The sequence below is a fragment of the Curvibacter sp. AEP1-3 genome (assembly GCF_002163715.1).
Taxonomy (GTDB): domain Bacteria; phylum Pseudomonadota; class Gammaproteobacteria; order Burkholderiales; family Burkholderiaceae_C; genus Allorhodoferax.
Genome location: NZ_CP015698.1, coordinates 1,207,770 through 1,229,734 on the forward strand (window position 1 = coordinate 1,207,770; position 21,965 = coordinate 1,229,734).

21 protein-coding genes and 1 riboswitch are annotated in these 21,965 nt (G+C 61.6%); of the genes, 8 read left to right on the plus strand and 13 right to left on the minus strand.

All coding sequences use genetic code 11. From position 1 onward, the window contains the following. Positions 1–26: 26 nt before the first annotated feature. On the minus strand, positions 27–1,436 hold the full coding sequence (gene trhP, locus AEP_RS05695; protein WP_087494491.1) for a prephenate-dependent tRNA uridine(34) hydroxylase TrhP: 1,410 nt from the start codon (positions 1,434–1,436) through the stop codon (positions 27–29). Positions 1,437–1,517: 81 nt separating this feature from the next. On the opposite strand from trhP, the gene AEP_RS05700 reads away from it, so the two are divergent. From AEP_RS05700 to AEP_RS05725, 6 genes are all read left to right on the plus strand, one after another. Next, on the plus strand, positions 1,518–2,411 hold the full coding sequence (locus AEP_RS05700) for a DMT family transporter (protein WP_087497203.1): 894 nt from the start codon (positions 1,518–1,520) through the stop codon (positions 2,409–2,411). Between the two features lie 70 nt (positions 2,412–2,481). Then, positions 2,482–3,657 (plus strand): glycerophosphodiester phosphodiesterase, encoded by a 1,176-nt coding sequence (locus tag AEP_RS05705; protein WP_087494492.1) that lies wholly within the window; start codon positions 2,482–2,484, stop codon positions 3,655–3,657. A 135-nt stretch (positions 3,658–3,792) separates the two neighbouring features. After that, positions 3,793–5,217: an MATE family efflux transporter gene (locus tag AEP_RS05710; protein ID WP_087494493.1), complete on the plus strand. Its 1,425-nt coding sequence runs from the start codon at positions 3,793–3,795 to the stop codon at positions 5,215–5,217. Further along, positions 5,214–6,188 carry a tRNA (adenosine(37)-N6)-dimethylallyltransferase MiaA gene (gene miaA, locus AEP_RS05715; protein WP_087494494.1) on the plus strand — a complete coding sequence of 325 codons (975 nt, stop codon included), beginning with the start codon at positions 5,214–5,216 and terminating at the stop codon, positions 6,186–6,188. The genes AEP_RS05710 and miaA overlap by 4 nt, the downstream gene beginning before the upstream one ends. Beyond that, the gene (locus AEP_RS05720) at positions 6,185–6,841 is read left to right on the plus strand and encodes an ABC transporter ATP-binding protein (protein WP_087494495.1); all 657 of its coding nucleotides are present in this window, start codon (positions 6,185–6,187) and stop codon (positions 6,839–6,841) included. Before miaA ends, AEP_RS05720 begins: the two co-directional genes overlap by 4 nt. 66 nt (positions 6,842–6,907) lie before the next feature. Beyond that, the gene (locus AEP_RS05725) at positions 6,908–7,744 is read left to right on the plus strand and encodes a substrate-binding periplasmic protein (protein ID WP_157673061.1); all 837 of its coding nucleotides are present in this window, start codon (positions 6,908–6,910) and stop codon (positions 7,742–7,744) included. 45 nt (positions 7,745–7,789) lie between these two features. On the opposite strand, the gene AEP_RS20965 is transcribed toward AEP_RS05725, so the two are convergent. The 8 genes from AEP_RS20965 to AEP_RS05765 all read right to left on the minus strand — a co-directional run bounded on the left by AEP_RS20965 (position 7,790) and on the right by AEP_RS05765 (position 14,582). Further along, positions 7,790–8,551: a PEP-CTERM sorting domain-containing protein gene (locus tag AEP_RS20965; RefSeq protein WP_232459942.1), complete on the minus strand. Its 762-nt coding sequence runs from the start codon at positions 8,549–8,551 to the stop codon at positions 7,790–7,792. 86 nt (positions 8,552–8,637) lie between these two features. Next, positions 8,638–9,297 (minus strand): ABC transporter ATP-binding protein, encoded by a 660-nt coding sequence (locus tag AEP_RS05735; protein ID WP_232459943.1) that lies wholly within the window; start codon positions 9,295–9,297, stop codon positions 8,638–8,640. After that, on the minus strand, positions 9,290–10,861 hold the full coding sequence (locus AEP_RS05740) for an ABC transporter permease (protein ID WP_087494499.1): 1,572 nt from the start codon (positions 10,859–10,861) through the stop codon (positions 9,290–9,292). The genes AEP_RS05735 and AEP_RS05740 overlap by 8 nt, the downstream gene beginning before the upstream one ends. 40 nt (positions 10,862–10,901) lie before the next feature. Beyond that, entirely contained in the window at positions 10,902–11,945 is a 1,044-nt protein-coding gene (locus AEP_RS05745) for a thiamine ABC transporter substrate-binding protein (RefSeq protein WP_087494500.1), read from the minus strand. A gap of 60 nt (positions 11,946–12,005) precedes the next feature. Next, positions 12,006–12,099: riboswitch (TPP riboswitch) on the minus strand. 34 nt (positions 12,100–12,133) lie between these two features. Further along, positions 12,134–12,610 carry a DUF2269 family protein gene (locus AEP_RS05750; RefSeq protein WP_087494501.1) on the minus strand — a complete coding sequence of 159 codons (477 nt, stop codon included), beginning with the start codon at positions 12,608–12,610 and terminating at the stop codon, positions 12,134–12,136. Next, a complete protein-coding gene (locus AEP_RS05755) occupies positions 12,607–12,972 on the minus strand; it encodes a DoxX-like family protein (protein ID WP_087494502.1) in 366 nt (121 codons plus the stop codon). The genes AEP_RS05750 and AEP_RS05755 overlap by 4 nt, the downstream gene beginning before the upstream one ends. Then, positions 12,959–13,465 (minus strand): SRPBCC family protein, encoded by a 507-nt coding sequence (locus AEP_RS05760; protein WP_087494503.1) that lies wholly within the window; start codon positions 13,463–13,465, stop codon positions 12,959–12,961. The genes AEP_RS05755 and AEP_RS05760 overlap by 14 nt, the downstream gene beginning before the upstream one ends. 4 nt (positions 13,466–13,469) lie before the next feature. Then, positions 13,470–14,582: a saccharopine dehydrogenase family protein gene (locus AEP_RS05765; RefSeq protein WP_087494504.1), complete on the minus strand. Its 1,113-nt coding sequence runs from the start codon at positions 14,580–14,582 to the stop codon at positions 13,470–13,472. Between the two features lie 84 nt (positions 14,583–14,666). Here AEP_RS05765 and AEP_RS05770 point away from each other — a divergent pair, with 84 nt between their 5' ends. Further along, on the plus strand, positions 14,667–17,330 hold the full coding sequence (locus AEP_RS05770) for an ABC transporter permease (protein WP_442873362.1): 2,664 nt from the start codon (positions 14,667–14,669) through the stop codon (positions 17,328–17,330). Between the two features lie 28 nt (positions 17,331–17,358). On the opposite strand, the gene AEP_RS05775 is transcribed toward AEP_RS05770, so the two are convergent. Genes AEP_RS05775 through AEP_RS05790 form a run of 4 tightly spaced genes read right to left on the minus strand, consistent with a single transcriptional unit; the run spans position 17,359 to position 20,757 of the window. Beyond that, positions 17,359–18,390: a TRAP transporter substrate-binding protein gene (locus AEP_RS05775; protein ID WP_087494505.1), complete on the minus strand. Its 1,032-nt coding sequence runs from the start codon at positions 18,388–18,390 to the stop codon at positions 17,359–17,361. A 48-nt stretch (positions 18,391–18,438) separates the two neighbouring features. Beyond that, positions 18,439–19,731 carry a TRAP transporter large permease gene (locus tag AEP_RS05780; protein ID WP_087494506.1) on the minus strand — a complete coding sequence of 431 codons (1,293 nt, stop codon included), beginning with the start codon at positions 19,729–19,731 and terminating at the stop codon, positions 18,439–18,441. 4 nt (positions 19,732–19,735) lie between these two features. Beyond that, on the minus strand, positions 19,736–20,254 hold the full coding sequence (locus AEP_RS05785) for a TRAP transporter small permease (protein ID WP_087494507.1): 519 nt from the start codon (positions 20,252–20,254) through the stop codon (positions 19,736–19,738). Then, positions 20,251–20,757: a gluconokinase gene (locus AEP_RS05790; RefSeq protein WP_232459944.1), complete on the minus strand. Its 507-nt coding sequence runs from the start codon at positions 20,755–20,757 to the stop codon at positions 20,251–20,253. Before AEP_RS05790 ends, AEP_RS05785 begins: the two co-directional genes overlap by 4 nt. A 180-nt stretch (positions 20,758–20,937) precedes the next feature. Here AEP_RS05790 and AEP_RS05795 point away from each other — a divergent pair, with 180 nt between their 5' ends. Further along, positions 20,938–21,960 (plus strand): LacI family DNA-binding transcriptional regulator, encoded by a 1,023-nt coding sequence (locus AEP_RS05795; protein ID WP_087494508.1) that lies wholly within the window; start codon positions 20,938–20,940, stop codon positions 21,958–21,960. Positions 21,961–21,965: the final 5 nt, after the last annotated feature.

The window sequence follows — 21,965 nt, forward strand, 5'->3', positions numbered from 1 at the left end:
GCACACCCCACATGCGCAAGCAGCTCCTAAACTGATAGCAGTGCGCCTGCCATCTGGGCAGAAGCAGACGGCTCTGCACCGGCCACATAGCGCGCCACAAACGCGCCTGCACTGGTTGCTGGCAAGTCCACCCATACGGTGTGCCCGCTACCGGGGGCCAGGTGCATGGCGTGTCCTTCTGCGTTTTCCATGCGGGTCAGGGTCGCATCCACGTTGCCTGCAGGGTGGATGATTTCCAACCGGTCGCCCACCGCAAATTTGTTGCGCACGTTCACTTGTGCCAAGCCCCGTGCTGCGTCAAACGCCAGCACATCGCCCACGTACAGGCTGCGCCCGCTCTCAGAATAGCCCCGCAAGTAGTTCTGGGTGGCCTCAGGCGTGTGCCGCTGGAAGAAACCGCTGGTGTAACCCCGGTTGGCCAAGCCTTCGAGCTGGCCCAGCAGCTCGGGGTTGAGCGCGCGACCGGCCACGGCGTCGTCAATGGCTGCCCGATAAGCCTGCGCAGTGCGGGCCACGTAATACGGGCTCTTGGTGCGGCCTTCGATCTTCAGCGAGTCCACGCCGATTTCCACCAGGCGCTGCACATGCTCGATGGCGCGCAGGTCTTTGGAGTTCATCACGTAGGTGCCGTGCTCGTCTTCCTCGATGGGCATGTAGTCACCGGGGCGCTGGCTCTCTTCCAGCAAGTAAGCAATGCTTTGATGGGCCTCGGCGGGCACTGTGCTGCCCTGTCCGCAGGTGTGGCCGCTGCGCTGAGGGCTCAGCACATCACCACTCGCATCCACCTGAGCCGCATGCGTCTTGTAGTCCCAGCGGCAGGAATTGGTGCAACTGCCCTGGTTGGCATCGCGGTGGTTGAAGTAACCCGAGAGCAGGCAGCGGCCCGAATAGGCAATGCACAGCGCGCCATGCACAAACACCTCCAGCTCGGTGTCCGGGCAGTCCTGACGAATCTGGGCCACCTGGTCCAGCGACAACTCGCGCGAGAGGATCACGCGGCTGATACCCACCTTGCTCCAGAACTTCACCGCCGCTGCATTCACTGTGTTGGCCTGCACCGAGAGGTGAATTTCCATCTCCGGCCAGGCTTCGCGCGCCAGCATGATGAGGCCGGGGTCAGACATGATCATGGCGTCGGGCTTCAGGTCAATGACCGGCTGCATGTTCTTGACATAGCTCTGCGTCTTGTTGCCGTGCGGAAAGATGTTGGACACCAGGTAAAACTTTTTGCGCTGCGCGTGCGTGTGCTCAATGCCCGCGCGCAGCACGTCGAGGCTGCCGAAGTCGTTGTTGCGCACGCGCAAGGAATAGCGGGGCTGCCCCGCATACACTGCGGTGGCACCAAAAGCCAGCGCGGTGTGCAACATGGCCAGCGAGCCGGCAGGGGCCAAGAGTTCAGGTGTTTTTGGGGGGGTGGGAACGGCGGAAAACGTCATCCCGGAATTATCCTGATGCCACCTGCAAAAGCGGCCGCGAAAACCTTGACCCACATCAACCAACGCACAATGTCAGCACCCATGAAAACCAAATATTTCCTGCAGCTGCTGGCGCTGTCATCACTCTGGGGCGCGTCTTTCCTGTTCATCCGCATTGCCAGCCCGGTGTTCGGCCCCAACGTGCTCGCCCTGCTGCGGGTGGCCATGGCTACCGCCACTCTGGCCGTACTGATGCGCTTGATGGGCCAGCGCTGGGCATGGCAACACTGGCGTTCCCTGGCCGCCATCGGCGCCTTGTCAGTGGCCATGCCATTCTTGCTATTCGCGTGGGCCGGGCTGCAACTGCCTGCGGGCTACAGCGCGCTGCTGAACTCCACGGCGGTAATCTTTGGCATGTTTGCGTCCGCCCGCATGGGCGAGGACACTATCACCTTCAAAAAGCTCCTGGGCTGCGCCTGCGGCTTTGCGGGGGTGGCGCTGATCGTGAGCCTGGGGCCTGTGGAGCCCTCGCTCAAAGTGGTGCTGGCGGTGCTGGCCTGTGTAGCGGCGTCAGCCTGTTATGGCTTTTCCACCCCGATCACCAAACGTGCAGTGGGCCACATGCAGCCTCTGCAAATTGCAGCGGGCATTCACGTCTTGTCTTTGGGAATGCTGCTCCCCGGCGCTGCCTACAGCTTGCCGGATGCCCGCTTCAGCTGGCAGGCATTGGGCGCAGTGGCGGTGATGGGCATCGCCACCTCGGGCCTGGCCTACTGGGCCCATTTGCGGATCCTGCGTCACGTAACACCGGTCGCTGCGATGAGCCCCATCTTCATGGTGCCGGTGTTCGGAGTGTTGTGGGGGCATATCTTTTTGGGTGAGGAACTAGGGCACGGCTTGCTGCTGGGCGGAAGCCTTGTGCTGGTGGCCAGCGCGCTGATCACCGGCTTCAACCCCCTTCAACGTTGGCTGGACCTGATTGACGCCAAGCCCTAGGTCATGTCACGCAACAGTCATCCGGCCCCACCATGATCCCGCGTTGGTTTATTTCACAACAAGGGACTTCATGAAAACCATCCGTTTTGCAGCTACTGCTGTCGCTGTGTCGATCGCGACCTTGCTCGCTGCCTGCACCACCATGGGTACAGCCACCAGCGGCTACCCCACCTTGAATGGCGCCAAGCCCCTGGTCATCGGCCACCGTGGTGCCAGCGGCTACTTGCCCGAACACACCATGGCGTCTTACAAAAAGGCCATTGAAATGGGTGCCGATTTCATCGAGCCTGATCTGGTCGTCACCAAAGACGGTGAGCTGGTAGCCCGCCACGAACCCAACATCACCGCCACCACCGACGTCTCCACCCGCGCCGAATTTGCCAGCCGCAAAACCACCCGCAAGGTCGATGGCGTGAACGAGACCGGCTGGTTCGTCACCGACTTCACCCTCGCCGAGCTGCGCACCCTGCGCGCCAAGCAGCCGAATGCTGCGCGCGACAAGTCGTTTGATGGCCAATTCCAGATCCCGACCTTCCGCGAAATTCTGGAGCTTGCCAAGACCGAGTCGGCACGTACCGGCCGCACCATCGGCGTGTACCCAGAGACCAAGCACCCCACTTACCACGTGGATGCCGGTCTGCCCATCGAGCCACGCTTGTTGGCCCTGCTGGCCGAATACGGTTACACCAAGAAAGACTCTCCAGTCATCATCCAGTCGTTTGAGGTATCCAACCTCAAAGCCCTGCGCAAGCTCACCCAAGTGCGCCTGCTCCAATTGGTGGATGCGGACGATGTGGACTCCAAAGGCAATGTGACACTGGTCGCTCCTTTCGACAAGCCTTATGACTTTGCTGTAGCCAAAGACAGCCGCACCTTCCCCGACCTGCTGACGCCCAAAGGTCTGGCGGAAGTCAAAACCTACGCAGATGGCATCGGCCCCTGGAAGCCCTATCTGGCCAGCGCCGCCCATGTGATGGGTGCTGACGGCAAACCGCGCGACCTCAATGGCGACGGCAAGATCACCGACGCTGATCGCGTGGCCCTGCCCCCGACTGACGTGGTGAAGAACGCCCACGCCGCCGGCTTGTTCGTGCACGCCTACACGTTCCGCAGCGAAGCCCCCGGCTTGCTGTCTGACTACAAGGGTGACCCCAAGGCCGAATACAAGCGTTTTTATGCCCTCGGCGTGGATGGCTTGTTCAGTGACTTCCCGGATACCGCGGTGTCCGCGCGCGACGGCAAGTAAGCATCCGCCAGTCCTCACAAAAACAGCGCTTCGGCGCTGTTTTTTTTGGCAGAACAAGCTACCACGCAAGCGCGTCGCAAGGCCACTCTTGCCGGCGCCCGCAAAGCGGAAGGTGCCCCGTAAAATGGCCGGCACATGACCGCCCCGCTTGCAAGCCCCCTCCCGCCTGAATCAGTCCCTCCTCGCACCAACACCCGCACTGAACTCGCGGCTCTCTGGGCTTTGGCCTGGCCCATCCTGATCGGGCAGCTGGCGAATGTGGGCATGTCGGTGGTGGACGTGGCCATGGCAGGCCATGCGTCGGCCCACGACCTGGCAGGCATATCGCTGGGGGTGTCCATCTGGAACATCGTCATCATCACGCTCATGGGCCTGATGATGTCCGTGGCCCCCATGGTGGCCCACCATGTGGGTGCTCGAGAGTTCACGCAAGTGCCGCATTTGGTACGCCAAGGCATGTGGAAAGCGCTGGGCGTGGGCACCGTGGCTATGGTGCTGACCCAGCTCTCCGCACTGGTGTTCGACTACATGGACATCGAGCCACACGTGCACGAGGTAGCCACCGGTTTTGTGTTCATCATCAGCTTCGCGCTTCCGGCGTTTGCCTGCTACCGGGTGCTCTACGGCTACAGCGCCAGCCTGAACCAGACCAAGCCGCTCATGGTCTTGTCGGTGGCGGCACTGCTGCTCAACATTCTGGTGAACTGGCTGCTGGTGTTCGGCAGCTGGGGCTTTCCACGGCTGGGGGGCCTGGGTTGTGCCTGGGCCACGCTCATCTGCGTGTGGTTCAACTTCCTGGGTCTGCTGGTGTGGATGCGCTTGGCACCCGCCTACCGCAGCACCTGGCCTTTCGCCCAATGGGAAGGCCCGCATCCCGAAAAACTTGCCGCTTTGTGGAGATTAGGCTTCCCCATCGGGGTGACCTACTTTGCCGAGACCAGCGCTTTCGGCCTGATCGCCCTGCTGATTGCCGGCTTCGGCAGCCGGGAAGTGGCCGCCCACCAGATTGCCCTGAACTTCACTTCCCTCGTGTTCATGGTGCCCCTGAGTCTGGGCATTGCCCTGCTCACCCGCGTGGGCCAAAGCCTGGGCGCAGGCGATCCAGTCGCTGCAAAGTTCCGGGCCTGGGTGGGCGTGAAGGCCGGGCTGGGCTTCGGGCTGCTGTCTGCCATCGGCATTGCAGCAGGCGCACACCAGATTGCTTGGGCTTACACGAACGATGCGAACGTGGCAGCACTGGCTGCCCAGTTGCTGTTTCTGGCGGCGGTGTTCCAGATGTCGGACTCTGCGCAGGTCGTCATCAGCAGTGCCATCCGGGGCTATAAGGTCTCCCGCAGCCCCATGGTGATACACCTCACCGCGTTCTGGGGTTTCTCACTGCCCCTGGGTTGCGTGCTGGGTCTGGCGCCACAGTGGCTGCCATGGCGGCCTGCGCAGGCCATGGGCGCCCAAGGGTTTTGGATCGCGTTGGTGGTGGGTCTCACCGTGGCTGCCGTCGGACTGCTGCTCTTGCTCCAGCGTGTGACGCGGTCGCGTATCCAAGTGGGGGGCCGTGCATGAGCCAAGCTTTGCCTTTTTACCTGTGCCTGGCCGGCCCCACCGCTGCCGGCAAAACCGCCGCCGCATTAGCCATCGCAGCGGAGCATGGCGCCGAAATCATCAGCGTAGATTCCGCCTTGGTCTACCGGGGCATGGACATCGGCACTGCCAAACCCGAAATCCATGAGCTGGCCGTCATGCCCCACCACCTGATCAACATCCGCGACCCCTTGGAGGCCTACAGCGCTGCCGAGTTTCTCAAGGACGCGAAGGCATTGATCACAGACATCCACGCCCGCGGCAAACTGCCGCTGCTGGTGGGCGGCACCATGCTGTACTTCAAAGCCTTGTTTGACGGGCTGGATGACATGCCCGCAGCCAGCCCCGAAGTCAGGGCCGCCCTCGAGGCCGAAGCCGCAGACTTGGGCTGGCCCGCCATGCACGCCCAACTGGCTGCGGTAGACCCGGTGACCGCAGCCCGCTTGGCACCAGCCGACAGCCAGCGTATCCAGCGTGCGCTGGAGGTGTACCGTGTCTCGGGCAAGCCACTCTCCACCTTTCATGCGCAGCAGGACGCTATCAAAAAAGAAGCTGCTCGCGCAGACAATACGGGCGCCAGTGCCCTTTTTTCCTTGGAACCGGAGGATCGCGCCTGGCTGCATGCGCGCATCGCCCAGCGCTTTGACCTGATGCTGCAAGGCGGTTTTCTGGATGAAGTCAAAACCCTCATGGCCCGGGGCGACTTGCACCCCGACCTGCCCAGCATGCGTTGTGTGGGCTACCGCCAGGCATGGGAAGCGTTGGCCGGCACCTCGCCCATGGCCGAGCTGCGCGACAAAGGTATCTTCGCGACACGCCAGCTCGCCAAACGGCAGATTACGTGGTTGCGCTCCATGCCGCAGCGCCAAGTGATTGCGGCAGACCAGCCCGACGCGCAAAGCGCACTGCTGGCTGCTGTACGCGCCGCGCTACGTCAACGGAAGACCCCATGATTCTGCGCATTTCCGGTTTGGCCAAGCACTACGGCACCACGCCGGTGTTCAAGAACGTCCATCTGGACGTGGCGCCTGGTGAGTTTGTCGCTATCGTGGGCGAGTCCGGCGTGGGCAAGTCCACCTTGCTCAACTGCATGGCGGGTTTGGACAGCTGGGACAGCGGTACGGTGGAACTCGCGAGCCAGAACCTTGGCACCCTTTCCGACGACGGCCGCGCGCTGCTGCGCCGGGAGAGTGTGGGATTTGTATTCCAGGCCTTTCATGTATTGCCGCACCTCGACGTCGCCCAGAATGTGACTCTCCCGTTACTGCTTCTGGGACGTGATGAACCGGACCGTGTGAACGCCATGCTGCAGGCCGTGGGCTTGGGCGATCTGGGCGCACGACTGCCCCAGCAACTCAGCGGCGGGCAGTTACAGCGCGTTGCTATCGCCCGAGCATTGGTGCATCAGCCGGCGCTTATTTTGGCGGACGAACCCACCGGCAACCTGGACCCCGGCACAGCCGCCAAAGTGATGGAGGCCTTGGTGCACCAGTCCCGCGAACATGGCAGCGCACTGGTGCTCGTGACCCACTCACTGGCCGCGACCGAACAGGCCGACCGGGTACTGCATTTGCGCGCCGAAGGCATGACGGACGCTCGTGGCTGACAAACGCCAGGCGCTGCGTTAGACTGCCTGCGAAATTTGTAACAAAACGCACACGCAGCCCACATCTTGAAGTCTCCAGCAGGCATCAACCGTCGCATCGCCATGGCAAGCTTGGGCATCAGCGTGTCAGGCCTCGCAACGGCACATTGCAATCGCGCCATCCAAGTGCCCGTGTCTGCCACGGGCCAGAGCGTAGTCATTGATGGCGATGCCGTGCGCGGCATTTACCCCGACATCCTCAACGCCATTTCCACGAAAGAGAAATGCCGCTTTGTTGTCACGCCGGTTCCCCGCGCCCGCCTTGAAAAACTGTACGAGAGCGGCAAGGCCGACATGATTGTGGCGAGCACCCGGTCTGTGAGGCGGGATGAGTTCGGCGTATTCGTCCCCATGGTGCGGAGCCGAGCCATGGTGATTTCCTTGGGCGACTTGCAACGTGCACCCTTCAAAACGACGCAGGACGTACTGAACAACAAAGAGGTCCGGTTGGTGGTGGTGCGCGGCTACGACTATGGCAACGCGTACCACGAGCTGATCGAGGCGATGGGCAAAGAGAACCGGGTTCTTCTGGAGGCCGATCCCAACGCGGTAGCGCGCCTGATGAAGACCAACCCTAACGATGTGACCATCATGGTGCCCACCATCATCTACGGTGCCATGCAGGAAGATGCGCGATTGAGCGACCAATTGGAAAAGTTGCGCTTTGAACCCCTGGACAACATTCCATGGGGAGAGAGTGGCGTCTACCTCTCCAAGACCTCACTGGAGCCCGGCCTGATGAAGTTCCTCCAGTCTGCGATGCAGCGCACCGCACAGGCCGGTACTGTGCACAAAGGCTTCGCGGCCTATTACCCGCCGCAGGTGCTCAAGGACAGCATCAAGCCATTAGAGAAAATCCCATAAAAAAAGCCTCTGTGGATCACAGAGGCTTTTTGCATTCAAGAGGAATCAGACCTTCTTCTTGCGCCGCACCATCGCACCGATTGCCGCCAAACCAGCCAACAACATGGCGTAGGTTTCTGGCTCCGGGACCGCAGCGGTAATGCTCATGAATGTGTAGTCAGATTCATTGGTACATGTGTGGCAACTCATGAGGCCAGGCGCAGCACCGAAAGATACTTGTTTAACCAACTTGTTGCCGAACGGATTCACCACAGACCATGCTCCGCCTTTTCCTAAAGTCGCGGGACTCAGCATATTGACAGCGGTGCCTCCCACACTCCACGTTGCGCTCGTATCGCCCGTGGCAATCAGGCTGAAAGAGCCCAAGCTGTTATCCGCATAAACCACAGAAATAACCGCCTTTTCTTTCATATCGCTGTATTCAGCGCCATTGAAAAGGAGGCCAACAGTGAAGCTCTTGATATGAATCGCACTAGAAAAGGAGCCCTTGATGGTCTCACCAATATCAATTTCCCCTGGAGTTCGTTCACCACCCGACTTCGGAGAAACACCAACGCCCTGATAACCGTCTTGCGCATTTTTGAAGCTGAACTTTGCTTCGTCTCTGCCTTTGTACGCGGAAAAATCGGCGGTTACTCCACCCAGAAAGCTCGTGCTGTAGATGCTGGAAGTACCAAAGTTGACGCCATAGATGGTGTCGAACGTGTTGGCTTTAGTCAGCAACGTGACCGGAGTGGCTTGCGCGATGGAACTCGCAAGAAATATAACCAAAAAGGCGAGCCTAGTCTTCATTGATGAAATAGTCATTTCTGCACCCTGTAATTTGTAACCGGACGATACAGATACTCGGCCCACCTTGCGATAGGCCGGTCGGACTACTTTGCGGAACTATTTCACCAAACCTGCAGCAAAGTGCCCTCAGTGAGGCGATAGCCCCTTGCGGCTATAGCCCGCGCCTCCGACTCGTCATGCGTGACCCACAAGGTAGCCATCCGGTGTTCAGCGATATGGGCCTTGAATTCGTCCCGCAGTTGCAAGCGCAAGTCAGCATCCAGCGCTGAGAAAGGCTCGTCCAGCAGCAGGGCCCGGGGCCGGGTGATCAGCGCACGGGCGAGCGCCACGCGTTGTTGCTCGCCGCCGGAGAGTTGCCAGACTTTGGACAAAGCGTAGGCCGACAAGCCGAAGCGCGCCAGCATGGCCCGCGCTTGATCGCACGCGGCCGCTTTGGGTATGCGCTGCTCGACCAGGCCGAACGCTACGTTGTCCTGCACGTTGAGGTGCGGGAACAGGGCGAAATCCTGAAACATGAGCGCAAAGCCGCGCCGCTCGGGCGGTGTGACAGAAATGTCTGCGCCATCCATGCGCACCATGCCGGCATCCGCCTGCTCCAGCCCGGCCGCAATGCGCAACAAGGTGCTTTTGCCGCTGCCGCTGGGTCCGAGCAAGGCCACGGTTTCGCCAGCGGCCACTGCCACCGATGCGCCACGCAGCAAGGCTTTCGGCGCACCGCGCGGCGGTGCCCATTGTTTGGAAATGTTCAGCAGCTCAAGCACGCGCTTCGTCCTCATCCGTGGGCCATTCAATCAACACAAAGGCCAGCAAGGCCAGCCCCATCAACACACAAGCCAACACTTGTGCAGCTGCCAGATTGTCCGCCCCCGGTTTGCCCAGATGCTGGTAGATCAGGGTGGTGAGCGTTGCCCACTCAGGGCGCGATAAAAACAGGCTGACCGCAAATTCCCCCACTGCGGTGGCAGCGGCAAATGCCATTCCCCGGCGCAAGGCCGGTGCCAGCAATGGCAAGGTCACCCGCCAGAAGCAGCGCCACGGACTTGCGCCCAAGCTGCGCGCGGCCTCCAGGTAGTGCGCGGGCAGGCTGTCCAGCCTCGCAGCCAGCGACTTGGCGACGAAGGGATAGGCCAACAACGCATACGCCGCTACCAGCACCCCGAAGCTGCCGCTCCACTGCGGGTACAGCAGCAGCAAACCAAAAGCCACCATCACCGGCGACACAATAAAAGGCAGAAACACCAGCGTGCGCAGCCACAGCACCCGCTGCGCGGCCAAGGCGTGCGCCAGCCCTAAGCCGGTAGCCAGCGCCAGCGCCAGTGCGGAGAATTGCGCGGTGTTGGACAAGGCCAAGAGTGTGTCTTCATCGGTCAACACGGTCCACGCGATTGCTCCTGAATTCATAGCGCCTCGCGCAATGCTGACGAGCGGCGCAGCACAAATAAGCATCCATATCAACACAACAGCGACCACTGTCCCCCAAGCGGCCCAGCCCTGCGGGCGACGGCGGGGTATGGCGTCTGCACGCGCGGGTGTGGCCAAACGGCGCTCCATGAAGGCATAGCCCCAGGCCACGATGGCGGTGAGTGCCAGCATCCAAAAAGACAGCACACCGGCCTGCCCGAGCTGCAGCTCGTGGGCGACCAAGGTGTAGATCTCGACCTCGGCGGTGGCGTAGTCCTGCCCGCCCAACACCAGCGCCAAGCCGAAACCTGAGAAGCAATACAGAAACACCAGGCACAGGGCGGAGGCCAACCACGGTGCTATCGCCGGCCACTCCACCCGCCAGAAGGCCCGCCAAGGTGTGGCCCCCAGACTGCGGGCCGCGGCCACCCGCGCGGCACTCACGCTGGAAAGCGCATCGACGCCAGCACGCACCACCACACACAGATTGAAAAACAAGTTGCCATACAGCAGCAGCCAGGGTGTGCCTTGCAGGTCCGGTCCGCCCCAGTGGGCCAGCCAGCCCTTGGGCCCTGCCAGCGCCAACACCCCCATGGCGGCCACCAGCGTGGGCACTACAAAGGGCAGCATCAGCCCTCGCAACAGGAGTGCCCTGCCGGGGAACTCCCAGCGTGCCAGCACCCAAGCCATGGGCAAGCCGAGCAGCAAAGTAACAGCGCAGGTCATGGCCGCTTGCACCAGTGACCAAAGCAGGCGCCCGCGCAAATAGTCGTCCTGCCAAGGTGCCCACAAGCTCTCCGCACCCCAGCCCTCCGCGAGCAAGCGCAGCGCCGGCGCTACCAAGACCACCGCGAGAAACGCCAGTGGCACAGCCGCCAGCCACCAGCGCGCAATCGGGCTGGATCGACATACCAGAGGCAGCATCCCGGCCTTACGCTCTACGCACTGCTGTCTGTGACAACACTTACTTCAAGACCACCTTGGTCCAGCGGGCTACCCATTCCGCGCCTTTGGCCGCGATGTCCGCGTCCGACGGTGCGCTGAAGGCGGTTGGCTCTGGAGCGAACTTGAAGGCCTCAGCCTTGGCCACACCAGCTTCGGCGGGGAACATCCACATCTCAGTTTGCATGCCGGTTTGAACGGGGGCAGAACGCATGAAGTCCACAAATTTCTCGGCGGCGGCGCGGTTTTTACCGCCCTTGACCAAGGCCACGCCTTCGACCTGGCGGAACACCGCGCCCGGCAAGCTCAAGGAGCCTGTGGGTGGCTCGGCCAATTTGGTCTTGCTGTAGAAAAGCTCGGCCGCGGGGCTGCTGGCGTAGCTCACCACCAGGGGATGCTTGCCGCCGTTCTGGCTGAACTCGGTGTAGTAGGCCTCGGTCCAGCCCTTGGCCACTTTGAGACCGTTGACGCGCAGCTTGGCCCAGAAATCAAAGGCCTTGTCTTCGCCCAAGGTGGCGATGGTAGAGAGCAAAAACGCATAGCCGGGGCTGCTGGTGGCCGGGTTTTGCACGACCAGCAACTTGGCGTAGGCAGGTTGGGTCAAGTCGTCCAGGGTTTTGGGCAAGGCCACACCGTTTTTGGCGAACCAGGCTTTGTCGTAGTTCAGGGTGACATAGCCGTAGTCCACCGGCACCAAGGGCGCGGGCAGTTCAGCCACGGGTTTGCGGCCGGCCGCAGCGGGGGCACCGGCTTCCAACACGTCAGCCGCCAGTGCCTTGGGGGCCAAAGCGTTGTCAATGCCATACACCACGTCGGCAATCGGGTTGGCCTTGGTGAGGATGAGCTTGTTGAGCATCTCGCCGGCATCACCCGCTTTGGTGATTCGCAGCTTTACACCGTTCTCTTTTTCAAACTGGGCCAGCAATGGCTTGGGGACGGTGAAGGAGCTGTGTGTCAGCACGCGCAAGTCGGCGGCGTGGGCAGCGGTGAGGCCAGCGGTAAGACCAGCGGCTAAAAAGGCGGCGCCCAGAGTGGTCTTCAGAAACGAAAAAATCCCGTGTTGCATGGTGTGCTCTCTTTCAATGCGCCGGCGAAGGCTGCATCAAAAACCGGCATCCGCAAACGGGACTCTGGCTTCTCACACTTCCTACGCTGGCATAACCCAGATCAGGTACATGGGGTATTTCTCAGTCCTGTGACGGACACCCCCGGTGGAAGCCGTGATTGTAGGCTTTCAGCCCGTGGCTGCACGCGCTAGCCCCAAAGAACCGGTTTATGGACCATGAGATAGAACACAGCCAGCATGGCCACAAAGGCCGGGTAGCCCAAGGTTTCCCAACGGCGGGCATAGTCCCAGTACTCCCCGGGCAAGGCCTGCCCATTCTCATGGGCCTCTTTGGCCAGAGCCGCCATGCGGATCTGCAAACCGACCACCGGCATCCAGCAGGCACCGGTGATCAGGTACAGCGCAAAAGACACCACCAGCCAAGGCGAGTCCAAGGGGTACCCCGCGAGATAGACCATCATGAACCCTGTCACCGGCTGGACCACCGCTGCGGGCGTGGTAAGCCACCAGTCGGCGCGAACAACCAATCGGGTCACCACCGCCTGTGCTGCAACGACCCCGCTGCGGTTCACGAAAAACATGTAGAACGCGGTGCCAAAGCCGGTACCAACCAGAACTGTGCTGGACAGAATATGGATCCACTTGACCAGCAAAAAGCCGCTCATTTGGTACTCCTCATCAAAACAAAAAGGATGGCTGCAATGGGCAAATTTTTGGAGAGGGGCCCCAAAGGATGCAACCACAAAGCCGGTGTCAGAAGCGTAGCGACCACTGTCATGAGCAACATGGCAATAAGTGCTGCAAGAAAGACACGGCGGCGCGGTTTCCACCACAAGAGCACGCCAAGAATCAGGTCTAGCGCAGCGCCACTCCACACCAGGACATTGGCAAGAAACGGATCCGCAATGCCACCTGCAAGCAACAACGCGCGGCTCTGCCCTTCCAACTCCCACACACTGCAAATTGCGGTGAGTAGCCACACCAACACCAAGCTATAGCGCAGCAAATTTCGATCAGAAAGAGACATTGCGTCTTCCTCCGGCTTGCCACTGTTCTACGTCAGAAGCATGCTGGGCCAAAAACGACTGCAAACGCGCAAAGCGCTTCCGCGTCTGGTACCTGAAAACGGCGTCAATCAGAGGTTCGATGCATCGCATCAGAAACCCGGGACCGGCTTCCAGCGTGTAGGTGTACAAAAGAATGGAACGACCTTCCCCACTGTCCCTATGTCGCATGGAAGCGGCCCAACGCGAAAAAGGAAAGGCAGTCCCCACCATGGTCGCAGCCGCTAATAAGGGGGGCGAGTAGCTGACGAATCGGGTGTGCATGGATAAGCTTTGCATCCAGCCCTTGCCACCGCTGACCGTAACCGCCCCGACCGAGGGACACGGCGCACCACCTTCAACCCGCGTGTTCTTGACCAAAGAGTCCCAGCGTAGCCGCCATGCGTGGTAGTGAAATGCATCAAACACCACTGCTGACGGAGCGGGCATCTGAAACTCAAATGTGCCGTGAGCCATGGCCTCAACGCTCCTCTACGACCTGAGTCACCATGCCCCATTTTGCAAACTCTGGGCTGAATTCATCCAAGGCCAAAAGGCCCATGGCAGGGTAAGCCCCCGCCGTGAAGCGCTGACCTGAAGCCAGTTTCCGGGCCAGCAGAATGGCGGCCAAGCAAGGAATTTCTGGCCCATGGTCATGGTCCGCTGCAATGTGCCAGGACCGTTTCAGGGAGTTGCCATCCACACCCGTCCCGGAAACCCGGACGACCATCCCACCCAACGCCGAGCCAAAGGGGTCAAAACACTTTGCACCCGCGTTCAGGGCCCCGGCAAGAACAGCGGGATTGGGAAACACCCGATGCCGACGCAGCCAAGCCATGGCGGAAAACACTTTCTGCGCCAAGGTCACTTCTACGGCCGCACGGAATTCGACACGATTGCGCACGGCGTAATGCGAAGGAAATAGCTCCAGGTCAGGGATATCACAGGGCGAGCCAAGGCGAGCCTTCAAGCCGCGTATTTCTACAGGCTGCGGATCGCCCCAACCGGTGAGCGACTGCCACTGTCCGTTGCGCCAGACCTGGATCGATTCCCCACAATAGCCGAGCACCGCCCGCATGGTGGCCACGCCCCGTGGAGCGGTCTGTGCGGGCGCTATGCAAATGTCGATGGTCTCTATAGCTTGCCATCCGCCACAGAGTGCATTCACCACGGCTGACGACAACGCAGGCACTGTGCTGGCGCCACAGATGGCTACGCGGTCTGACGCTTTGAATTCCACGTCCAAGGCCGGTGCGAAATCGCACACAAAACGCCGCCCGTCCGCCAGATCGATGTAGTGTGCGCCGGCTTGCGCACAAGCACGCGCCACCGCGTAGTCCTGCCCCTGAAAGGGGCCTGCGGTGTGAATCAGCAACTCAACGTTCAAATCGGCCAAGACCCGTGAGAAATCGGGACTGTGCATATCCACCGCCACACCACGGGCACGGTCCCGTGCGGGTATGGTTTCCGCAAAATTTTGTGCCGAGAGCCCGTCCCTGCCGGCAACCAGCAGATCTATGGAGGGTGACCCCGCCAATGCCCGGCAAATACGTGCTCCGAAATTCCCGTACCCGCCCAAAACCATGACCCGCATGCCCGCTCCCTGTGCTTTGTTGTTGGCAACTGTCCGATCTCCACTATAGAGCCTGCGGTATCGGTGAAATTGCACAATCGCCCCATGTTCCAGAACTTCCGGCGCCCCGCAGGGCCCTTGTGGCCCCTACTTTGCAGCTTCTCCTGGCAGGAGCTGCGCCAGCACCCTTGGCGCAATGCGGCAGCGGTGGTGTCGGTGATGCTGGGGGTGGCGCTGGCGTTTTCGGTGCACCTGATCAACGCCTCTGCCTTGGACGAGTTTTCGCAGGCAGTGCGCTCGGTGGGCGGCCAGCCCGACCTGGAGCTGCGCAGCGCCGATAGCACCGAGGGCGTGCCTCTTGAACTATGGGGCCGCTTGCAGCGCGATCCGGACATTGCGCTGGCCTCACCGGTGCTGGAAATCAGCACGTACGCCCTGCCCGCCTCGTCCACCACAAGTACCAACTCCAGCGCCGAGCCCAAGCGCACGCTGCTGCGGGTAATCGGCATAGACCCTCTGCAAGTGGCAGCCATGGCCCCGGACTTGCTGCCGCGGCCGGACAAGGCCGAAGGCGCAGACAGACTGTCCTTCTTCGCGCCCGATACCGTTTTTTTGAATCCGCTGGCGCGCCAGTCCCTAGGTGGCAACACGCTGCAGTTGCAGATTGGCTTGCGCATGCAAGCGGTGCGCGTGGCGGGCAGCGTGGCGGCGGGCGGCGCAGCGCTGGCCGTGATGGATATTGCGGCTGTGCAAGACCTTTTCGGCCTGGGCGAACGCATCACGCGGGTCGACCTGCGTCTGCGCGCCGGGGTTGACCGCAAGGCTTTGGTGCAACGGCTGCAAAGCGAGGCCGATTGGCCAGCAGGTGCCACACTGCGCGAGCCTGGCGATGCGGTCACCCGGATCAGCAATCTCTCACGCGCCTATCGGGTGAACCTGACGGTGCTGGCGCTGGTGGCCTTGTTTACCGGCGGCTTTCTGGTGTTTTCGGTGCTCGCCTTGAGCGTGACGCGGCGCTCGCAGCAGTTTGCTTTGCTGGCGGTGCTGGGCCTGACCGGTCGGCAACGTCTGCAATTGGTGCTGTGGGAAGCCGCTGCTTTGGGTGCCTTCGGCAGCGCGCTCGGTCTGCTGCTGGGCACTGCATTGGCGGCCCTCGCACTTCGCCTCTTGGGTGGCGACTTGGGTGGCGGTTACTTCAGCGGCGCCACACCAGCCTTGCAATGGAGCCCTTGGGCTGCGCTGGTGTTTGGGGCACTGGGCACTGCCGCAGCTTTGCTCGGCGCATGGGGCCCTGCCCGACTGGCGCAAGCCTTGCCACCCGCCCAAAACCTGAAGGGTTTGGGGCACAGCCAAGGTGGTGGCAGCGGTGTGCGTTGGGGCGTAGCGTTGCTGGCGGCCGGCGGTCTGCTGGCCCTCTTGCCCCCGGTGTGGGACATGCCGCTGGCCGCCTACCTCAGTGTGGCGGCCCTGCTGCTGGGCGGTATTGTGAGCCTGCCTGCGCTCGTGAGCGTGGTGCTCAACCGCGTGGCACCGTTACTGGCAGACCAGCTGCTACCTCTGCTGGCAGTAGAGCGCGCCCGGCGCGTGCGCGAGAGTGCGACGGTTGCCGTGAGTGGCGTTGTCGCGGCCCTGAGCCTGGCCGTGGCCCTTACCGTGATGGTGGCCAGCTTTCGCGGCTCGGTGATGGACTGGCTGGACCAGGTGCTGCCCGCAGACCTGTACCTGCGCACCGCCACCAGCAGCACCGCGCTGGACACCGCGTACCTGGACCCTGCCTTTGTGGACCAAGCCGGCGCCCTGCCCGGAGTGGCACGCGCTACCACCCAACGTATCCGGAATCTTTCCCTGGACTCGGCCAAACCTGCCGTAGCGCTGATTGCCCGCCCCTTGCGGGACCCGCAGAGTAGCCAGCTGAATCTACCCCTGGTGGGAGGCGTAGCCAAGGTCCCACAGGGGAGCATTGCCATTTATGTGAGTGAGGCGATGGTGGATTTGTACGGCGCCAGGATCGGGGAACCTTTCCCGGCCCTTTCTCTGGCCCTCAAGCCAAATCAGGCCCTGGCGCCCGCGGAATATGCGCAAGCAGCTCCTTTTTTTGTAGCAGGAATCTGGCGGGACTATGCACGCCAGAGCGGCGCTATCACCCTGGACCGCGCGGATTACTTGCATTGGACCCGGGACACGCGGGTCAATGACATGGCCTTCTGGCTGGAGGAAGGCGCGTCCCCCGAGGCCCTGCAGAGCGCCATGCGCAGCCTGGCCGACCGCCTAGCCGGCACGCCCGGTGGCGAGGCCGGCAGGCTGCTGGAATTCGGCTCCGCCCGCGAGATACGCGCCACCAGCTTGAAGATTTTTGACCGGAGTTTTGCGGTGACCTACTGGCTGCAGGCTGTGGCCATTGCCATCGGGCTCTTCGGGGTGGCGGCCAGTTTCAGCGCGCAAGTGCTGGCGCGGCGCAAGGAGTTCGGGCTGCTGGTGCATCTGGGGCTCACACGCCGGCAGATTCTGCGGGTGGTGGCCATGGAGGGCGCTGCGTGGACATCACTGGGCGCACTGGCCGGCATTGCGCTGGGCCTGGCAGTCGCCGTGGTGTTGGTGCATGTGGTCAACCCGCAGAGCTTTCACTGGACCATGGAGCTGGCCCTGCCTTGGGGCCGGCTGGCAGCACTGGGGGCTGCCGTGATTGCGGCAGGGACGCTGACCGCCTGGTTGTCCGGTCGCGCTGCTGCCGGGCGGGACGCAGTGATGGCGGTGAAGGAAGACTGGTAAGCCGGCCTTCACCGCCCACTGGCAACACTTACTTCTTGGCGCGGATTTTCACCAACTCGGCCTGCGCTTCATTCCACAAATCCATGCCGATATCTGCGCCAATGGAGGCGTACACACGGGTGAGCTTGTCGCGCATACGGGCAGACTCGGCGGGCGACAACTCGTTGATCTGCATGCCCTTGGCCTTCAAGTCAGCCACGGCCTTGGCGGCTTCCTCGCGGGTGTCTTTGCGCTCGAAGTCGCGGCTCAGTTTGGCAGCATCACTCAGGATTTTTTGCTCATCCTTGGACAACTGATCCCACCACTTTTTGCTCACCAGAACGATCCAGGGGCTGTAGACGTGGTTGGTCACGGTCACGTACTTCTGCACCTCGTAGAACTTGCTGGACAAGATGGTGTTGAAGGGGTTTTCCTGGCCATCCACCGTGTTGGTTTCCAGTGCGCTGAAGAGCTCTGAAAAGGCCATGGGCACGGCGTTGGCACCCAGCGTCTTGAAGCTGTTGAGGAAGACGTTGTTCTGCATCACGCGCAACTTGATGCCTTCCAGGTCTTCCACCTTGTTGATGGCGCGTTTGCTGTTGGTCAGGTTACGGAAACCATTTTCCCAATAGGCCAGGCCGACCAGGCCTTTGTCCTGGAGCTTATTGCGGATCTTGTCGCCGACCGGGCCGTCCAGCAGTGCGTCCGCTTCCTTGGCGTTGCTGATCAGGAAAGGGGTGTCCCACAGTGCCATTTCCTTGGTGATGCCGACCAGCGTGGCGGTGGAACCCACCATCATTTCCTGCGCGCCCCCGATCAGGGAGTTTTGCATCTGGACGTCGGGTCCGAGGGCGGCGGCACCGATGGTGCGAACCTTCATTTTGCCGCCGGACGCTTTCTCCACGGCCTCGGCAAACACCTTGGCCGCGCGGCCCTGGTTGCTCTGCTCATTGAGGCCGTAGCCAAAGCGAATCAGGCGGGGCTTGATGTCTTGGGCCAGTGCAGGCAACGCGGCACTGAATACAGCAGCACCAGCCACGGCCAGAACGGCGCGACGGAACAGTTGGGGGGAAGCTTTCATGGTATGTCTCCAGAGTGAGTGTTGTTGTGTTGCGAAAGGGAAAAACGCTTAGCGCATCCACGCCACCGGCGCGGTCACGATCTGCGGGAAAAGCACGAAGAGAAACAAAATCAGCGTGTAGGTGATCAGGAACGGATTCACACCCTGCACCACGCGGTGCAGCGGCAAACGCCCTACCCCCGCCACCACGTTAAGCACCGTGCCCACGGGCGGTGTAATCAGCCCGATGGCGCCGTTCAGCACAAACATCAGCCCGAAGTACACGGGGTCAATACCTGCCTTGACGGCGATGGGCAACATCACCGGCGCAAAAATCAGGATGGTGGGCGTCAAGTCCAGCGCGGTACCCACGAGGATCAACACCAACATCATCACCAGCATCAACAGGCGCGGGCTCTCCACCAAGGGGCCCAACCAGCCGGAGAGCACACTGGGCAAATCCGCCAGGGTGATCATGTAGCTGGCCACCTGAGCCCCTGCGCACAAGAACATCACGATGGCAGTGGTCTTGGCAGCCCGGACCAGCACCCCGTAAACCTCTGCGACCTTCATTTCGCGGTGAACCAACAAGGCCACCACCAGGGCATAAAACGCCGCCACGACGGCAGCTTCGGTGGGCGTAAACACACCCGACTTCATGCCGCCGATGATGATGACGGGCATCAGCATGGCCCAGAAGGCTTTCAGCGTGGCCTGCAGGCGTTCACGCATGGGCAGCGGCTGCCCTTCGGGCAACTCGATGTTGCGCAGCACCAGCTTCCAGGCCACGATCAATCCCGCGCCCATGATCAAACCTGGCACGATGCCGGAGAGGAACAAGGCCGAGATGGACGTGTTGGTAGTCACGCCATAAATCACAAACGGCATGCTGGGCGGAATGATGGGCGCGATGATGCCGCCCGACGCCAACAGCCCCGCAGAGGTGTGCATGGGGTAACCCTGCTGGCGCATCATGGGCATCAGGATGGTGGCGAGTGCTGCGGTGTCGGCCAAGGCCGAGCCACTCATGCTGGCCATCATGACCGCCGCGCCGATGGCAACAAAGCCCAAGCCACCGCGGATATGCCCCACCCAGGCTTGGGCCATGGTGATGATGCGCCGGCTGATGCCGCCACTGTTCATCAGCTCACCAGCCAGTATGAAAAAAGGCACCGCCAACAGGGGGAAGCTATCCACCCCCGCCACCAGGTTTTGCGCGAGCAGCTGGGTGTCCCAGAAATCCAGCACCCAAGCCATGCCGGCACCAGTCAGTACCAGCGCCAAGCCCATGTTCATGCCGATACCCATGAGGGCCAGCATGCCTACGGAGAAAACAATAAATGAGAGTCCTTCGTTGCTCATGGCCTTACTCCACGTCGGCGGTGTGGCCCAGGTCCAGCGGGGCACGTTGAATCAACTCCCACAGCGCCATGGCGCCGATGGACAAGGAGCACAAAAGCGCGGGCAGGGGAAGCAATGCATTCGGATAGCCCAGCACGACCGAGGTGCTGTCCATCCCGACCACCACCTGCTGCCAGGCACCACGGCCCAACAACCCGCAAGCCAGCAACACCAACAGACGTATCAACAGGGTCATAAAGGCCAATGCCTTGGGCCGTTTTTGCAACGCTGCCAACAGACTGGTGAATGCCATGTGTTCACCGGCCGGGTAGGCCGCCGTGGCACCAATGAACACCATCCAGACAAACAGCAGGCGCGACAACTCTTCACTCGCAGCCACCCCACTGCCAAAGCCATAACGCAATACGACGTTGACGAACACCGCCAAAGCCATAACGCCCAGACAGATCGCCATCAGCACGTTGGTGGTACGGACAAAGCCGCTGTTGCGGACCGGTGTGTCCGGCGTATGGGGGGCACTCATAAAGTTTCCTCGTAGGTTGCGAGCCATGCAGTCACGGCAGCCTGCAAGCCGTCCAACGGCTGCATGGCGTTCAGGGTCAATACACCGGCTTCACAGGTGGGGGACTGCAAGGTGGCAAATTGGTTGTCCACCAGGCTGGTAGAGAAAAAGTGGCTGGCTGCCCGGGCGGTCACGCGGGCCTGGGCATCCGTGCGGCTGATCTCGAGAAATGCAAACAGCAAATCGGGTGCTGCCGCGCGCAGCCGGTCACGGTACGTGCGCTTGAGCGCAGAGCAGGTCACCACCGCACCCTGCGGATGCAGGCGGATCTGCTCGCTCAAGGTGGCGAGCCAGCCTTCGCGGTCGGCATCCGTCAACGCAATGCCCTGCTGCATCTTGCTGCGGTTGGCCGGGCTGTGGTGGTCGTCCCCCTCCACCAACGGCATGCCGGTCGCCGCTGCCACCCGGGCACCGACGCTGGACTTGCCGCACCCGGCCACCCCCATGATCACAATTGATTTCATAGTTTCCATTTTTTTGGATAGCGCTATCCAATAGTCTTCAAAAAATGGCGGCATTCCACAAATACATGCGCAAAGTGCCGCTACGTAGAACGATGCGGGTTACTACCCTGATCCATCGCTTTCGGATAGCGCTATCCTATGAGAAGATTTCAAAAACCCATTCAGTAGTTTCCCTAGGCCATGAACAACCCTCTCCGGCCGCGCGCCACAGGCCGCGTCACCTTGTCCGATGTGGCGCAGTTGGCCGGCGTCAGCCCCATCACCGTGTCGCGCGCATTGCGGGGTGAGCGCGCGGTGGCGCCCGACCTGGTGGCCAAAGTGCGCGCTGCAGCAGACACGCTGGGCTATGTGCCCAACCCTGCCGCGCGCGCCCTTGCCTCAGGCCAGAGCAGCCATGTGGCTGTGCTCATCCCCATGCTGTCCAACGCTTTGTTTGTGGACTTGCTGGAAGCATTGCAGCAAACGCTCAGGCAAGCCGGTTTTCAAACCCTGATCGGCATTACCCACTACGACCCCAGTGAAGAAGAAAGTTTGTTGCGCGAGCAGCTGCTGCACCGCCCAGCAGGCCTGATCGTGACCGGACTGGAGCGCCATGACACCACCCGACAGTTGATCGCACAAAGCGGGGTGCCCTGCGTCCACCTGATGACCACCGAGGCCCCACAAGGCGCCCATTGCGTAGGCTTTTCGCAAATGGATGCCGGCCGCGACATGGCCCGCCACTTGATAAGCAAGGGTTACCGACGCATCGCCTTTGCAGCGGCCCAGCTGGACCCGCGGACCCTGCAACGCCTGCAGGGATGGCGCAGTGCCTTGCAAGAGGCCGGTCTGTATGACGAAGTACTGGAGTGGCTCAACCCAGCCCCCTCTTCGTTGGGCTTGGGGGCTCGCATGTTTGAGCAGATCATGGGGCAGACGCCACCGGTGGACGCCATATTCTTCTGTAACGACGACCTGGCACAAGGCGCTTTGCTGGCGGCCATGCGTACGGGTGTTGCAGTCCCACAGCGTGTGGCCATTGCCGGCTTCAATGACCTGACCGGCAGTGACCAGATGGTGCCGCCACTCACCACCGTGCGCACCCCGCGTGCCGAAATCGGCCATGCAGCTGCGCAAATGCTGATCCGCCTGATGCAGGGCGATACCGTGCCCAGCGAAGCGGTGAACCTGGGCTACGCGCTCCAGGTGCGGCAAAGCACCTGAAGCGC

What these genes read in the sequence shown, in the direction of transcription:
- AEP_RS05700 (WP_087497203.1), top strand. Translation starts at nt 1,518, where the DNA reads ATGAAAACCAAATATTTCCTGCAGCTGCTGGCGCTGTCATCACTCTGG.
- AEP_RS05760 (WP_087494503.1), bottom strand. Translation starts at nt 13,465, where the DNA reads ATGGCTCACGGCACATTTGAGTTTCAGATGCCCGCTCCGTCAGCAGTG.
- AEP_RS05775 (WP_087494505.1), bottom strand. Translation starts at nt 18,390, where the DNA reads ATGAAAGCTTCCCCCCAACTGTTCCGTCGCGCCGTTCTGGCCGTGGCT.
- AEP_RS05750 (WP_087494501.1), bottom strand. Translation starts at nt 12,610, where the DNA reads ATGAGCGGCTTTTTGCTGGTCAAGTGGATCCATATTCTGTCCAGCACA.
- AEP_RS05740 (WP_087494499.1), bottom strand. Translation starts at nt 10,861, where the DNA reads ATGCTGCCTCTGGTATGTCGATCCAGCCCGATTGCGCGCTGGTGGCTG.
- AEP_RS05765 (WP_087494504.1), bottom strand. Translation starts at nt 14,582, where the DNA reads ATGCGGGTCATGGTTTTGGGCGGGTACGGGAATTTCGGAGCACGTATT.
- AEP_RS05745 (WP_087494500.1), bottom strand. Translation starts at nt 11,945, where the DNA reads ATGCAACACGGGATTTTTTCGTTTCTGAAGACCACTCTGGGCGCCGCC.
- miaA (WP_087494494.1), top strand. Translation starts at nt 5,214, where the DNA reads ATGAGCCAAGCTTTGCCTTTTTACCTGTGCCTGGCCGGCCCCACCGCT.
- AEP_RS05780 (WP_087494506.1), bottom strand. Translation starts at nt 19,731, where the DNA reads ATGAGCAACGAAGGACTCTCATTTATTGTTTTCTCCGTAGGCATGCTG.
- AEP_RS05770 (WP_442873362.1), top strand. Translation starts at nt 14,667, where the DNA reads ATGTTCCAGAACTTCCGGCGCCCCGCAGGGCCCTTGTGGCCCCTACTT.
- AEP_RS05755 (WP_087494502.1), bottom strand. Translation starts at nt 12,972, where the DNA reads ATGTCTCTTTCTGATCGAAATTTGCTGCGCTATAGCTTGGTGTTGGTG.
- AEP_RS05790 (WP_232459944.1), bottom strand. Translation starts at nt 20,757, where the DNA reads ATGAAATCAATTGTGATCATGGGGGTGGCCGGGTGCGGCAAGTCCAGC.
- AEP_RS05710 (WP_087494493.1), top strand. Translation starts at nt 3,793, where the DNA reads ATGACCGCCCCGCTTGCAAGCCCCCTCCCGCCTGAATCAGTCCCTCCT.
- AEP_RS05720 (WP_087494495.1), top strand. Translation starts at nt 6,185, where the DNA reads ATGATTCTGCGCATTTCCGGTTTGGCCAAGCACTACGGCACCACGCCG.
- trhP (WP_087494491.1), bottom strand. Translation starts at nt 1,436, where the DNA reads ATGACGTTTTCCGCCGTTCCCACCCCCCCAAAAACACCTGAACTCTTG.
- AEP_RS05705 (WP_087494492.1), top strand. Translation starts at nt 2,482, where the DNA reads ATGAAAACCATCCGTTTTGCAGCTACTGCTGTCGCTGTGTCGATCGCG.
- AEP_RS05785 (WP_087494507.1), bottom strand. Translation starts at nt 20,254, where the DNA reads ATGAGTGCCCCCCATACGCCGGACACACCGGTCCGCAACAGCGGCTTT.
- AEP_RS05795 (WP_087494508.1), top strand. Translation starts at nt 20,938, where the DNA reads ATGAACAACCCTCTCCGGCCGCGCGCCACAGGCCGCGTCACCTTGTCC.
- AEP_RS20965 (WP_232459942.1), bottom strand. Translation starts at nt 8,551, where the DNA reads ATGACTATTTCATCAATGAAGACTAGGCTCGCCTTTTTGGTTATATTT.